Below are 13,603 nucleotides of genomic sequence, written 5' to 3' on the forward strand. Positions count from 1 at the left end.
AAAAAGGTGAATAAATGCGTATTAAGCCAGCTCACATACCTTATATTGCAAATAAAATAATATTAGATTTAGTAAATTCTTCTTTTGTAAAAATAAAAGATGATAGTCAAAAATTGATTAAAACTGCTAAGGAAATCTTAGAAATAGATGTATTAAATGAGCGTAAACTCGATGAAAAAGCAAAGGAGCTTTTGGAAAGTCAAGAAGATGAAATTGAATTTATGCAAATTGATAGAAAAAATATGTTTTGGATGATTAAAAAAAAGCTTGCAGATGAGTTTAAATTTATATTAGATAAAGAAGACAGATATAATAATTTAGCACATAAAATTTTAGAAAATTTAGTGAATGAAGATTTGATTAATTATAATGTATCTGAAAATCGTGTCAAAAATTTGATTTTTTCGAGTATTATGACTTATTTAAGAGAATATGAAAATTTAGAAGATTTAGTTTATGAAAAAATTTCAAACTATAAAAGAAAATTGATTCCTGGTTCAGAAGAATACGAATTGGTGTTTGAAAAATTATATCAAGAAGAGTTACGCAAAAAAGGGCTTTTATGAAGGCTTATATTTACATAGAAAATGATATTTTTTTGAGTGCTAGAGCTTGTGGTGCAAATGGCACCTTTTTTGGAGAATTAGTTTTTAACACTTCCTTAACCGGATATCAAGAAATTATTTCAGATCCTTCCTATGCTGGACAATTTATAGTGTTTTCTATGCCAGAGATAGGTGTTGTTGGGGTCAATGATGATGATAATGAATGCCAGCAAATGCATGCTAGTGGAATAATTATTAGAGAATTAAGTGAATGTTTCTCTAATTTTAGAGCTAAAGAAAATTTGAGTTCTTACTTAAAGAAGCATCAAAAAATAGGACTTTATGAAGTTGATACTAGGTTTTTGGTAAAAATGATAAGAGATTGTGGAAATTTAAGAGCCGTGATTTCAACAGAAATTAAAGATAAAGAAGAATTAAAACAAATGCTTGTTAATAGCGCAAAGATTGATGAAATAAATTATGTTGCTCAGGTAAGTACTAAAAATTCATATCTCCATCAAAAAGGCGTTTGGAATCATGAGATTAAATCATATCAAAGTATTAAAAAGAGTAATAAAAAAGTTGCTGTGATTGATTATGGTGTAAAGGAAAATATATTAAATGAGCTTGTAAGTGTTGGTTTAGAAGTAGAAGTATTTCCGCATAATGTTAAAGCAAAAGAACTTATTAAGCTTTTTAATAAAGGCTTAATTCATGGGGTTTTTTTGTCTAATGGACCAGGAGAACCAAAGATATTAAAGGAAGAAATATCTCAAATTAAATATTTAATTCAAGCAAAAATTCCGATGTTGGGAATTTGTTTGGGTCATCAATTATTAAGCAATGCTTTTGGTTATGAAACTTATAAAATGAAATTTGGACAGCATGGAGCCAATCATCCTGTTATTAATCTTGTAAATAATTTTGTTGAAATAACAGCGCAAAATCATAATTATAATGTTCCTGAGGAAATTTCAGAAGTAGCTACTATAACGCATAGGAATTTATTTGGAGATAATGTTGAAGGGGTAAAATACAAAGATTACCCTATTATTTCTGTACAGCATCATCCTGAAAGCTCGTCAGGACCACATGAAAGTAAGTATATTTTTAAAGAATTTTTAGAGCTTTTGTGAGTTTAGATTTTGTAGGATTGATTAGCATAGCTTTTCTTTCAAGTTTTGGGCATTGTTATGGAATGTGCGGAGGATTTATTCTAGCTTATAATCAACTTACAAATCAAATAAAACTTCCATATTTTGTATTAATTTTTTCATATCATATTTCAAGAATAACTGCTTATATGTTTTTAGGAATGTTTTTTGGATATTTTGGTAGTTTATTCTCTTTTAGTGAATTTGCAAAAGGGATAATGTTTTTTTGCATAGGAATTTTTACAATATTTTTAGCTTTCGCATTGATTTTTAGAGGAAAACTTTTATCTTTTTTGGAGCATTCTTTTATTTTTGATTATTTTATAAAAAAAAGTATTAAAAAAATTCTTCATTATAAATCACTTAAAGGAACTATATTACTAGGCTTTTTAAATGGTTTTGTGCCTTGTGGTTTGGTTTATTTTTATATAGCTTTTGGTATTACCTCACAAAATATGCTAGATGCCACTTTTATTATGTTACTTTTTGGATTGTCTACTTTGCCTAGCATGATTTTTTTAGCATATTTTAGTAAAATATTGAGTGAAAAATTTCAAAAAATTAGTACTTTAATTTCTTATATGCTTATATTGCTTTATGGAATATATTTTACTTACACAGGTTTTATGCTTACGGCATAATTTTAAAAATTTATAATATTAACCAACCATTAATAAGATTAATTTTTTAAGCTAAAAAAGATATTTTCTATCATATAATTAGGACAATTGCTTTATTGCATAAAAAAATTAAGGAGAGGAAATGCACCCAGGAAATGCATTAAACTATGACTATACGGTTGCTAAATATTTTATGTTTGCTACCTTATTGTTTGGTATTATTGGTATGGCAATTGGGACGCTTATAGCTTTTCAAATGGCATATCCGGATTTGAACTATTTAGCTGGCGAGTATGGCACTTTTTCAAGACTTAGACCATTACATACTTCAGGTGTAATTTTTGGTTTTATGCTATCAGGAATTTGGGCAACTTGGTATTATATTGGTCAGCGTGTATTAAAAGTCAGTATGGCAGAGTCAAATTTTTTAATGTTTATCGGTAAATTACATTTTTGGCTTTATTTGTTTACTATGATTTTTGCTGTTATAAGCTTATTTGCTGGTATGAGTACTTCAAAAGAATATGCTGAACTTGAATGGCCATTGGATATATTAGTGGTTTTAGTTTGGGTTTTATGGGGTGTGAGTATTTTTGGACTTATTGGTATTCGTCGTGAGAAGACTTTATATGTTTCATTGTGGTATTATATTGCTACATTTTTAGGTATTGCTATGCTTTATTTATTTAATAATATGGAAATACCTACTTATTTTGTAAGTGGAATGGGTGATTGGTGGCACAGTGTATCAATGTATGCAGGTACAAATGATGCATTAGTTCAATGGTGGTATGGGCATAATGCTGTTGCTTTTGTATTTACTGTTGGAATTATTGCTCAAATTTATTATTTCTTACCGAAAGAAAGTGGTCAGCCAATTTTTTCTTATAAATTGTCATTATTTGCATTTTGGGGATTAATGTTTGTTTATTTATGGGCAGGTGGACATCATTTGATTTATTCTACTGTTCCTGATTGGATGCAAACTATGGGTTCTGTCTTTTCTATTGTACTTATTTTGCCTTCTTGGGGTTCAGCAATTAATATCTTGCTTACAATGAAAGGTGAGTGGAGTCAATTAAGAGAAAGCCCATTGATTAAGTTTATGATTTTAGCTTCAACTTTTTATATGTTTTCGACTTTAGAAGGCCCAATTCTCTCTATCAAATCAGTAAATGCGTTAGCTCATTTTACAGATTGGATTCCAGGACACGTGCATGATGGAACACTTGGTTGGGTTGGTTTTATGACTATGGCAGCACTATATCATATGGTTCCAAGAATGTTTAAAAGGGAGCTTTATAGCAAATCATTAATGGAATCTCAATTTTGGATACAAACTACAGGTATAGTCTTGTATTTTAGTTCAATGTGGATAGCAGGTATTACTCAAGGAATGATGTGGAGAGCTACTGATGAATATGGAAATTTACTATATACCTTTATTGATACAGTAGAAGCTATTGTCCCTTACTATTGGATTAGAGCAATAGGTGGATTATTATATTTGACAGGATTTTTTATGTTTGTTTATAATATTTATAAATCAATCGCAGTGGGTAGAGTGCTTGATAAAGAGCCAAAAAGTGCTTCCCCTATGGCAGCATAAGGAGGAAAATTATGTTTAGTTGGTTAGAAAAAAATCCATTCTTTTTTGCTGTAGCGGTATTTGTGGTTATTGCTTATGCGGGTGTTGTAGAAGTTTTACCTGATTTTGCTCAAAATGCAAGACCTATTGAAGGTAAAAAACCTTACACAGTGTTGCAATTAGCGGGACGTCATATTTATATTAAAGAAAGCTGTAATGCTTGTCATTCACAATTAATTCGTCCGTTTAAATCTGAAACAGATCGTTATGGTATGTACTCTGTTGGTGGAGAATATGCTTATGATAGACCATTTTTATGGGGATCAAAAAGAACAGGACCTGATTTGTTACGTGTAGGTAATTTTAGAACAACTGATTGGCATGAAAATCATATGTGGGATCCTATTTCAGTTGTTCCAGGTTCAATTATGCCAGCATATAAACATATGTTTAACAAAAATGCTGATATTGAAACAGCTTATGCAGAAGCATTGACAGTTAAAAAAGTTTTTAATGTGCCATATGATATGGACAATGGAACAAAGCTTGGTACTTGGGATGAAGCACAAGCTGAGGTAATGAATGAAGCACAAGCAATAATTAATCAGATGAAAAATCAAGATGTAAAAGATGCATTTGCAAAAGGTGAAATCAAAGAAATTGTTGCATTAATTGCATATCTTAATAGTTTAAAGTAGGGTAGATTATGGATTTAGAACTAATAAGAGAATTACAAGGTTACGGTTTTTTTGCTCTTGTGGTATTTTTGGTAGTAGTTTTATATTCTTATTGGTTTCATTTGTATCGATCTGAAAAAATAGGTAGAAGAAATTATGAACAATATGCTGATTTAGCTTTATATGATGAAATCAGTGATCGTGTTTTAGAGCAAAATAAAAGGAGTGCTTAATGCAATGGTTAAATTTGGAAGATAATGTAAATTTATTATCTTTTATAGGTGCTATTTTAATTCTTTTGATTACATTTGTTGTGGTTGGAAAATTATTTAAAAGCATGAAAAACGATAAGAGTGAAGGTGAGTTGAGCGAGCACAATTGGGATGGTATAGGAGAATTTAAAAACCCTGTTCCATTTGGTTGGGCTGTAGTGTTTTTCTTAGCAATCATTTGGTGTATATGGTATTTTATCTGGGGATATCCACTTAATAGTTATTCTCAAATTGGTGAATATAATAAAGAAGTTCAAGCACATAATGAAAAATTTGCACAAAAATTTGCAAATTTAAGCGTTGAAGATAAAAAAGAAATGGGTAAAAATATTTTCTTAGTTCAATGTTCATCATGTCATGGTATTACTGGTGATGGTATTAATGGTAAGGCACAAAATCTTAATATTTGGGGCTCAGAAGAAGGTCTTATAGAGGTTATTACTAAAGGTTCTAAAGGATTAAATTATCCTATGGGTGAAATGTTGGGTGCAAATGATAATGGTATAGATGAGGCTGATATTCCTGCTATTGCCGCTTATGTTGCTTCTGAAATTTCGGCTATTAAAAAGACAAATAATCCACAACTTGTTGAAAAAGGCAAAGAGCTTTTTGCAACTTGTGCAGCATGTCATGGTGAAGATGGTACAGGTATGCTTGATGGACAACCAGTTGCACCAAATCTTACAAATTACGGTAGTGCTAATTTTGTTGTAGATGTTTTAAATCGTGGTAAGTCAGGACATATAGGTGAAATGCCACATTTTGATAATGGTATATTAAATGAGCTTCAAAAAGAAGCAGTAGGCGAATACGTAATTTCTCTTTCAAGGGGTGAATAATGGAAAATCAAAATAGATGTGTGTTTTCGCTTTCAGGGGTTAGTGGAATGTTGGTTGCGACTATTTTGTTATTAGCTATTTTAGTAGGTTTAACGCTTTGGGGTCTTAAAACCCAACAAGAAGTAATGCAAAAACCTTACAAATTAGAAAATGCAGAGCAAATTAAAATGTTTAATTCTAAAAAAGAAGAACATATTATTGTAAAGGAGTGATTGTGGCAAAAATTATAGAATATCTAATTGTAATTGGATTAATTGTAGCAGCTGGTATTACAGCTTGGTCAGTTTTGACTGTAAATCACTTGCATATAGGATGAAAAATATTTTAAAAGGCGGTTTTATAACCGCCATTTTTTTATGCTTTGTTAGTTTGTCACATGCTGAAATTTTGTTAAATGATAATATTTTAAATGTTTCTATTGAGCAAAATATAAGCACTACTTCTAAACAAATTAAAGAAATAACCGGTGTTGATATAGCTTTAGCTTTAAGTGATACAAAAAGTTTTGAATACCTTCAAAAATATGAGCAAAATTTAACAAAACCTTATATTTTACTAGTATTTTCTAAGATTTCTCACAGGGTAGATATTTTTGCTAGTGATGATGCTAAATCTTTTTTTGATAAAGAAAGAGTTCTAAGTCCCTATCCCGAAAAAGGTACTATTTTACCTATACTTGCAAATCCTAAACAAAAAGATATTTATAATGCAGCGATTTTAAATGGCTATGCAGATATTGCTGATCAAGTCGCAAATTATTTTAATATTAAGCCATTTTATGGAAATTCAAATCGAGATACTTTGAATATTATGAGAATTTTAATTTATGGTTTCATTTGTGTTGCTGCTTTGATGTTAGTTCAAAAAAGATTTAAAAGGAAAAGATGAAAATGGAAGGTAAAAAAACATTTTGGCCTTATGGAATTTTAATTTCACTAGTGCTTATTGTGTTTGCTTGTATTGTAACAATTTTAATAGCAAGTAAGGCTCCAGTTTATGAAGATAATTTTTATTTTGATACCTATCAAAATGTAGAATTAAATTATAATGAAATACAAAATAGACAAAAAGAATTCGATAATAATTTTAAATTAATTTTAAATAATGATAATTTTAAATCTAAAAATAACACAGTATATCTTATAAATGATGGAAATGATATTATAAAAATTGATATAGAAAATTTTAAAGATTATGACTTAAAAAATCTTAAAGTTGAAGCTTTGCTTACTCGTCCACATACTAATAAAATGGATCAAAAAATTGAAGCTAAATTGCTTGATTCTTCTTTAGTTTTTAACTTAAATATTAAAGAAAAAGGGGTGTGGCAACTTCTTGTGAAAATTACTCAAAATGATGATAGTATAGGATTTTTTAAATTCTATTTAAAAACTAAATGAAGCTTTTAGTATTTAGCTCTTCAAGGGCCACTAGAAAATATTATGAGGATAAATTAAGAGAAAATTTATTAGTTGATCAAGCTATAAATATGGCTGATTTTATGCAAAAAATAATCTTTTCTTCATACTTTAAAGCAAGCTCATATGAACGTTTACTTTTGATGAAAAAAGCTTGTGAACGGACTAAAAATTTAGAAAAAGAGCTAAAAATTTCTAGTAATTTTTTTGTATTTTTAAAAAATAACGCTTATCTGTTTAGTTTTTTTAAAGAATTGAGTGTGAGTAAAAAAAGCATAAAAGATTTATATTATAATGATGTCTATGCTCAATATGATGAACATTTAAAAATTTTAGAAGAGCTTTTTGATAATTATCTTATTTTACTTAAAGAACAAAACTTATATGATGATATTTCATTGAGCTACGAATATGAAATTAACACGAGTTTTATAAAAAATTATGATGAAATAATTTTTGATTTTCAAGGATTTATTAGTGATTTTGAAGAAGAAATCTTAGAAAAAATTAAAAAATATATTCCATTGAAAATTAAATTTTCTTGTACAAAATTTAATAAAGATTTTTTGATAAATTTTAAGTTAATTCAAAATATAGAATTTAAGGAAAATTATAATTATCTCTATGATTGCAATCATAATAAAATTTTAAAAGAAGAGAGTTTTTATAAAAATACTCAAGTTTCTTATAAAAAATTTAATCTCAGATCTTTGCAAGTTGCTTTTGTGTTTGAAAAAATTAATAGTTTTTTAAAAAATGGTATTAGAGCAAAAGATATTGTTGTAATTACTCCTGATGAAGATTTTAGTGAACTTTTAAGACTTTATGATAAAAATAATGTATTAAATTTTGCAGTCGGAAAAAATATTAAAAATACGCATTTTTATCACAAATTAAAAACACTTTATCTTGCAGCCAAAGATGAAGAATATAATTATAAAAAACTAGATTTAGCAAACGATGAAGTATTAAATTTACATGATTGTAATTTGCATATTTTTAATACTAAAGAGCAATTTGATATCTTTAAAAAATATTTTGATGAAAAAGTTGATTTTGATTTTTTTGAAAAGATAATACAAGATTTGCTTATCGAAAGTGATGATGAGCTTATATATAAAATACAAGAAGAACTTGTTTTTATTAGCGAGCTTATAAAACACTATAAATTGAGTCTATGTCAAATTTTAGAATTATTTTTTATGCAAATTGATGATATAAAATTAAGTAGTGTTGGGGGAGGAGAGGTAACAGTAATGGGACTCTTAGAAAGTAGGGGTCTTAATTTTGATGGAGTTATTGTTGTTGATTTTAATGATGAATTTATCCCCAAACGAGTTGCTAGTGAGTTGTTTTTAAATAATGAAATTCGTAAAAAAGCAGGATTAATTACTCACATTCAAAGAGAAAATTTACAAAGACATTATTACTATATGCTTTTAGTAAAAGCCAAATTTATAGGTATTTCCTATGTAGAAAATGAAGAAAAGATTAAATCAAGATTTTTAAAAGAACTTGATTTTGTTTTTATAGAGGATAATATTTATAGCAATGTAGCCTATGCAAAATATTTTCAATCTCAAAAAGAAAATTCTAGTTTTAATCTTGAGCCTATCACTCATATAAAAGCTAAGCATGATTATTTTAAAAATGATTTATCTTTTTCTAGATTAAATCTTTTGATTAATTATGGATTGGACTATTATTATAAATATGTTTTGCATTTAAAAGAACCAAAAAAACTAGATAATACGATGAAAACCAATGAATTTGGAAATTGCATTCATAAGGCTTTAGAAATTTACTATACACAAAAATCTAAAAATAATTTTGATTATAAAATTTTTATGGATGTGGTAAAAAATTTAAAGGATTATTCTTTAGATTCTTTAAATTTAGCTTTAATTCAAGAAATTTTCAAAGAATTTGAAAAAATGGATAATGAGCATTTTAAACAGGGCTATGTTGTGGAAAAATGTGAATTTATACCATCGAAAAAAGAATTTATTGCAGACAATGGAGTTAAAATTTATAGTGTTGGTTGTATAGATAGACTTGATAATAACAATACAGAAAGAATGATTATAGATTATAAAAGTGGAAAGATAAATGAAAAATCTTATCAGCTTGCTTTTTATAAGTTTTTATTAGAAAATCAAAATTCATTAGTAAATTTAAAAGCTTGTTTTTATGATTTAAAAAATATAAAGATTATTTATGAAAATGCTGAAAGCAAAAGCGTACAAGAACTCAAAGATTTGTTAAATGAGCTTTCTAAAGAACCTTTAGAAAAAGAATTTTTTAATCATAAAAATGATAATACCTATAGTTTTTATACCATGTTGTATAAAAAGGAGTTTAAACTTTGAGTTACAAATTTAAACCTTTTTTAGCTTTGGAAGCTAGTGCAGGAAGTGGAAAAACTTTTGCTTTGAGTGTGCGTTTTGTGGCTTTGATTTTAATGGGTGCAAAAATTAATGAAATTTTAGCGTTAACCTTTACCAATAAAGCTGCAAATGAAATGAAAGAAAGAATATTTAAGACATTTTTAGAATTTGATGAGCTTGAAAATGGTGAAAGTAAGGCTGAATGTCTTGAGCTTATGAAAATGTTGGATAAAAGCAAACATGAGCTCGTCACCTTAAGGGAAAAATATAAAGATGATTTTTTAAGATCCAAACTTAATATCTATACTTTTGATAGCTTTTTTTCACAAATCATAAGAGCTTTTGCTTTAAATTTGGGTTTTATGAGTGATTTTAAGATTGCACAACCTCAAGATAACTATAAGAATTTTGTTAAAAGATTAGATGATGAAGAATTACAAACTTTAGCTTATTATATCATCCAAACAAAAAGCAAAAGTGACTTTTTGCAAAATCTTGAAAATTTATATGTAAAACATTGCGATGTTAAACCAAATCCAAAAGCTCACTTTCCAAGTAAAGCTGCTTTAGAAAAAAATATCGATGAGTTTATAGCTTATGCAAAAAATTTAAGTGCAAATAAAAATTATCTTTCAAATTTTAATTTTGAAAGAATGGAAGATTTTTTTGCTAAGCCTATTATCAGTAATTTAGATAAAAATTATTTTGTAAAAATTATTGATAATGAATTTTTACAAAAAAGAGCAGAGCTTATACAAAATGCAAAAGAATATTTTAATCAAATGGAAAATTACCGCATTAGTATGCTTGCAAAGCTTTTGGCACATTTTAAAGAAGCAAGAAATGAAAATAATGCTAAACAAAATGTATTGACTTTTTCAGATATAGCTTTAAAAACGTATGAGTTAATTAGTGATGAAGCTAATAAAGATTTGATTTATTTTAGACTTGATGGTTACATCTCGCATTTATTGATTGATGAATTTCAAGATACTAATGTTTTGCAATATCAAATTTTAAAGCTTATCATAGCTGAACTTGTTTCTGGTGAAGGTGCGAAAAAAAACAGAAGTTTTTTTTATGTGGGGGATAAAAAACAGAGTATATATAGTTTTAGAGGAGGAAAAAAAGAGCTTTTTGATAAACTTTTAAAAGATTTTCCACAAATAAAATTAGAGCACTTAGATACAAATTATCGTAGTAAAAAAAATATAGTTGAATATGTAAATGAAATTTTTAAAGATAAATTCTTTGATGCTAAATTGAAGCCTAATTTTACATTGCAAAAGAGTGTTAAAGAAGGCGGGTATGTACAAATTTTACAAAATAAAATTCCAGTTAAGGGTTCTGCTATTGATGCAAGTAATAAGGAAATTTTAAATATTATAAATAAGCTTACAGAAAAAGGGATAAAACTTGATGAAATTTGTATTTTAGTATGGGTAAATAAAGATGCAACTTTGATTCAAGAATTTCTTGAAGAAAATGGTATTAAAGCTTACACACAAAGCAATGTGCCTTTGTTAGATTGTATTAGCGTGAGGGTACTTTTTGAGTATGCAAAGGCTTGTGTTTTTAAAGATGAGTTTAGTTTATATTTTGTAAATAGTATTTTAGAAAAGAATTTAAATTATCTTGAGCTTGATTTAAATTATAGTGTAGTTGAAATTTTAAAATATTTAGCAGATATTTTAAAACTTGATTTAAGTGATTTAAATTTGATTTCTTATTTTGAATATGCCAATGCTTTTGATAATTTTATAGATTTTTTATTTAGCCCTTGCGAATTAAATTCTTTACAAGAGCAAAACGATGGAATAAATATAATGACTGTACATAAATCTAAAGGACTTGAATTTGAAAATTTAATCGTACTTGATAGACTTAGCAAAAAAGCTTCAGATAATGAAACTTTGATGTTTGATTATGATTTGGAGCAAGGTTGGGAAGTAAAATACAAACATAGTGCTAGAAAATATCTTGAAGATGAAAACTACAATACCTTTTTAGCCAAAAGAGAAAAACTCCAAGCAGAAGATGAAATAAATTGTTTATATGTAGCACTTACTAGAGCTAAAAATTCTCTTTTTATCATAAAAAATGATGAGAGTTTTAAGACTTTTAAGAGTTATTTTCAAGACTATGAAGAAAAACAAATAGGTATTTTAGAAGAACACTATGTAAAAGAAAAAAAGAAACCTTTAGAAAATTTAGGACAAATAGAAGAATTTGAAGATTTCCAAAAAGTAAATTTACAAGAAGTTAAGGTAAAAAGTCATCTTTCAAGTGTACAGATACATTTTGGTTTAGCTTTGCATGAGTTTTTGCAATATTTTGACTTTAATAATAAAAATAATTTTGAATTTTGTAAGCAAATGATATGTAAAAAATATCGTTTTTACTTAGATGATGAGAGTTTTACAGATCTTTTTAAAAGGCTTATGATGCTTTTAGAAAATAAAAATTTTAATGTACTTTTAGCTGGTAAAAAGTTACTAAAAGAGCAAATCATCACTTATAATGGTGAGCAAAAGCAGCTTGATATGCTTGCATTTGATGATAATGAAGCTATCATTATAGACTATAAAACAGGTATTAATTTAAACGAACATAAAAAGCAAATCTTACTTTATAAAGAAGCCATAGAAAAAATCTTAACTAAGACTTCTACTAAGGCTTTTTTGGTATATGTTTTAAAAGATAAAGTGGATATAATAGAGGTTGTTTAATAATATATAGACTCTATGTAAATTTTCCACTTTTATCTATAAAGTCATATTCGTCATTTTATTACCAAACTTTCATTTATAAAATTATAAGAAGCAAATACACTAAGACAAGTTTTGCTTATCTTGCCTTATTTTTTGCTATATTTTCTCCCAAAATTTTTATATTTGCTATTTGTTTGTTCGGGTAATTGTATGAGTTTTATTTCTTTTTATATTATAATAAGCGTATTTTTGCTTTATAAAATATTTTATATCGCAATTTTTGATATTAAAGTATTTAAGAATAAGTTGCAAGAAAAAGAAAATATTTAAACTTTAAAAATTCTTAAATTAAGTATTAGTTAAGCTAAAATAATTATAATCTCATTTTTAAAAAAAATTTTTGGCAAAGGTAAGATGATGACAAAGATAACAAAGCCAAACGAAGCAAAACGCGAATGGATCGTTTTAGACGCTGAAGGAAAGCGTTTTGGTCGTCTTTTAACAGAGGTGGCGACTATTTTAAGAGGTAAAAATAAACCTTGCTATACTCCAAATGTTGATTGTGGAGATTATGTAATCATTATTAATGCTTCTAAAGCAGTTTTCACAGGTGCAAATAAGGCAGAAGATAAATTATATCACAGACATTCAGGGTATTTTGGAAGCGTAAAAAGCGAAAAATTTGGTGATTTATTAGAAAAAAATCCAGTTAAATTATATAAATTAGCAGTTCGTGGTATGTTACCTAAAACGAATTTAGGTAGAGCTATGCTTAAAAAATTAAAAATTTATGCAGGTAGCGAACACCCTCATACTGCTCAAATTGCTAATAAAGGAAAATAATCATGGCAACAACATATGCAACAGGTAAAAGAAAAACTGCTATAGCTAAAGTTTGGGTAAAACCTGGCAGTGGTAAAATCATTGTTAATGGTGTAGATTTAAACACTTGGCTTGGCGGACATGAAGCTATAAAATTAAAAGTAGTTCAACCTTTATTAGTAACAAAACAAGAAACTTCTATGGATATTAAAGCGACTACTTTAGGCGGTGGTTATAGTGCTCAAGCAGAAGCTTTAAGACATGGAATTTCAAGAGCTTTAGCGGCTATGGATGCAGATTTTAGGACATTATTAAAACCAAAAGGACTTCTTACTAGAGATAGTAGAACTGTTGAGCGTAAAAAATACGGTCGTAGAAAAGCAAGAAGAAGTCCTCAATTTTCTAAACGTTAATTTTATTGGATCCTTTCTCAGGATCCTTTTCTCGTATATTTCAACTATTCCAAAATATTTTTATTTCGTTTAAAAACACAAGATTTTTTATTTATAATAAATATCTATAATTTTATTTGTCCGATCAGGGAAACCTCCTTTTTGTAGTAAATTAAGC

Annotated in this window: 15 protein-coding genes; all 15 read left to right on the forward strand. The window is 27.5% G+C overall.

Annotated features, from left to right (window positions below):
- The first annotated feature begins 14 nt into the window (after positions 1-14).
- The 15 genes from CINS_RS01785 (at position 15) to rpsI (ending at position 13,446) form a co-directional block, all read left to right on the forward strand.
- Positions 15-566, forward strand: coding sequence for a DUF507 family protein (locus CINS_RS01785; RefSeq protein WP_039649344.1), 552 nt, complete (start codon positions 15-17; stop codon positions 564-566).
- A complete protein-coding gene (carA, locus tag CINS_RS01790) occupies positions 563-1,681 on the forward strand; it encodes a glutamine-hydrolyzing carbamoyl-phosphate synthase small subunit (RefSeq protein WP_039649346.1) in 1,119 nt (372 codons plus the stop codon). The genes CINS_RS01785 and carA overlap by 4 nt, the downstream gene beginning before the upstream one ends.
- Positions 1,678-2,340 (forward strand): sulfite exporter TauE/SafE family protein, encoded by a 663-nt coding sequence (locus tag CINS_RS01795; RefSeq protein WP_039649348.1) that lies wholly within the window; start codon positions 1,678-1,680, stop codon positions 2,338-2,340. Before carA ends, CINS_RS01795 begins: the two co-directional genes overlap by 4 nt.
- A 121-nt stretch (positions 2,341-2,461) precedes the next feature.
- On the forward strand, positions 2,462-3,928 hold the full coding sequence (gene ccoN, locus CINS_RS01800; RefSeq protein WP_039649350.1) for a cytochrome-c oxidase, cbb3-type subunit I: 1,467 nt from the start codon (positions 2,462-2,464) through the stop codon (positions 3,926-3,928).
- An 11-nt stretch (positions 3,929-3,939) separates the two neighbouring features.
- Positions 3,940-4,605 carry a cytochrome-c oxidase, cbb3-type subunit II gene (gene ccoO, locus CINS_RS01805; RefSeq protein WP_039649351.1) on the forward strand — a complete coding sequence of 222 codons (666 nt, stop codon included), beginning with the start codon at positions 3,940-3,942 and terminating at the stop codon, positions 4,603-4,605.
- 8 nt (positions 4,606-4,613) lie between these two features.
- Positions 4,614-4,817, forward strand: coding sequence for a cytochrome c oxidase, cbb3-type, CcoQ subunit (locus CINS_RS01810; RefSeq protein ID WP_039649352.1), 204 nt, complete (start codon positions 4,614-4,616; stop codon positions 4,815-4,817).
- Complete coding sequence (locus CINS_RS01815) at positions 4,817-5,695, forward strand: cytochrome c oxidase, cbb3-type, subunit III (RefSeq protein WP_039649353.1); 879 nt, start codon at positions 4,817-4,819, stop codon at positions 5,693-5,695. Before CINS_RS01810 ends, CINS_RS01815 begins: the two co-directional genes overlap by 1 nt.
- On the forward strand, positions 5,695-5,907 hold the full coding sequence (locus CINS_RS01820) for a DUF4006 family protein (protein ID WP_039649354.1): 213 nt from the start codon (positions 5,695-5,697) through the stop codon (positions 5,905-5,907). Before CINS_RS01815 ends, CINS_RS01820 begins: the two co-directional genes overlap by 1 nt.
- 2 nt (positions 5,908-5,909) lie before the next feature.
- Complete coding sequence (locus tag CINS_RS07795; protein ID WP_126418705.1) at positions 5,910-6,011, forward strand: hypothetical protein; 102 nt, start codon at positions 5,910-5,912, stop codon at positions 6,009-6,011.
- Positions 6,008-6,583: a hypothetical protein gene (locus CINS_RS01825; protein WP_039649356.1), complete on the forward strand. Its 576-nt coding sequence runs from the start codon at positions 6,008-6,010 to the stop codon at positions 6,581-6,583. The genes CINS_RS07795 and CINS_RS01825 overlap by 4 nt, the downstream gene beginning before the upstream one ends.
- 2 nt (positions 6,584-6,585) lie before the next feature.
- Positions 6,586-7,095: a FixH family protein gene (locus CINS_RS01830; protein ID WP_039651301.1), complete on the forward strand. Its 510-nt coding sequence runs from the start codon at positions 6,586-6,588 to the stop codon at positions 7,093-7,095.
- Positions 7,092-9,482, forward strand: coding sequence for an AddAB recombination complex, helicase AddB (locus tag CINS_RS01835; protein WP_039649358.1), 2,391 nt, complete (start codon positions 7,092-7,094; stop codon positions 9,480-9,482). The genes CINS_RS01830 and CINS_RS01835 overlap by 4 nt, the downstream gene beginning before the upstream one ends.
- Positions 9,479-12,229, forward strand: a complete 2,751-nt coding sequence (locus CINS_RS01840; protein WP_039649360.1) for an AddAB recombination complex, helicase AddA — start codon at positions 9,479-9,481, stop codon at positions 12,227-12,229. Before CINS_RS01835 ends, CINS_RS01840 begins: the two co-directional genes overlap by 4 nt.
- Positions 12,230-12,628: 399 nt before the next feature.
- Positions 12,629-13,054 carry a 50S ribosomal protein L13 gene (gene rplM / locus CINS_RS01845; RefSeq protein WP_052251941.1) on the forward strand — a complete coding sequence of 142 codons (426 nt, stop codon included), beginning with the start codon at positions 12,629-12,631 and terminating at the stop codon, positions 13,052-13,054.
- A gap of 2 nt (positions 13,055-13,056) precedes the next feature.
- On the forward strand, positions 13,057-13,446 hold the full coding sequence (gene rpsI / locus CINS_RS01850) for a 30S ribosomal protein S9 (protein ID WP_039649363.1): 390 nt from the start codon (positions 13,057-13,059) through the stop codon (positions 13,444-13,446).
- Positions 13,447-13,603 lie beyond the last annotated feature (157 nt).

The sequence above is a fragment of the Campylobacter insulaenigrae NCTC 12927 genome, assembly GCF_000816185.1.
Classification (GTDB): domain Bacteria; phylum Campylobacterota; class Campylobacteria; order Campylobacterales; family Campylobacteraceae; genus Campylobacter_D; species Campylobacter_D insulaenigrae.

Coding starts and splice junctions, on each gene's coding strand:
- ccoN (WP_039649350.1), top strand. CDS start 2,462: ATGCACCCAGGAAATGCATTAAACTATGACTATACGGTTGCTAAATAT.
- rplM (WP_052251941.1), top strand. CDS start 12,629: ATGACAAAGATAACAAAGCCAAACGAAGCAAAACGCGAATGGATCGTT.
- carA (WP_039649346.1), top strand. CDS start 563: ATGAAGGCTTATATTTACATAGAAAATGATATTTTTTTGAGTGCTAGA.
- CINS_RS01825 (WP_039649356.1), top strand. CDS start 6,008: ATGAAAAATATTTTAAAAGGCGGTTTTATAACCGCCATTTTTTTATGC.
- CINS_RS01830 (WP_039651301.1), top strand. CDS start 6,586: ATGGAAGGTAAAAAAACATTTTGGCCTTATGGAATTTTAATTTCACTA.
- ccoO (WP_039649351.1), top strand. CDS start 3,940: ATGTTTAGTTGGTTAGAAAAAAATCCATTCTTTTTTGCTGTAGCGGTA.
- CINS_RS01820 (WP_039649354.1), top strand. CDS start 5,695: ATGGAAAATCAAAATAGATGTGTGTTTTCGCTTTCAGGGGTTAGTGGA.
- rpsI (WP_039649363.1), top strand. CDS start 13,057: ATGGCAACAACATATGCAACAGGTAAAAGAAAAACTGCTATAGCTAAA.
- CINS_RS01835 (WP_039649358.1), top strand. CDS start 7,092: ATGAAGCTTTTAGTATTTAGCTCTTCAAGGGCCACTAGAAAATATTAT.
- CINS_RS01815 (WP_039649353.1), top strand. CDS start 4,817: ATGCAATGGTTAAATTTGGAAGATAATGTAAATTTATTATCTTTTATA.
- CINS_RS01810 (WP_039649352.1), top strand. CDS start 4,614: ATGGATTTAGAACTAATAAGAGAATTACAAGGTTACGGTTTTTTTGCT.
- CINS_RS01785 (WP_039649344.1), top strand. CDS start 15: ATGCGTATTAAGCCAGCTCACATACCTTATATTGCAAATAAAATAATA.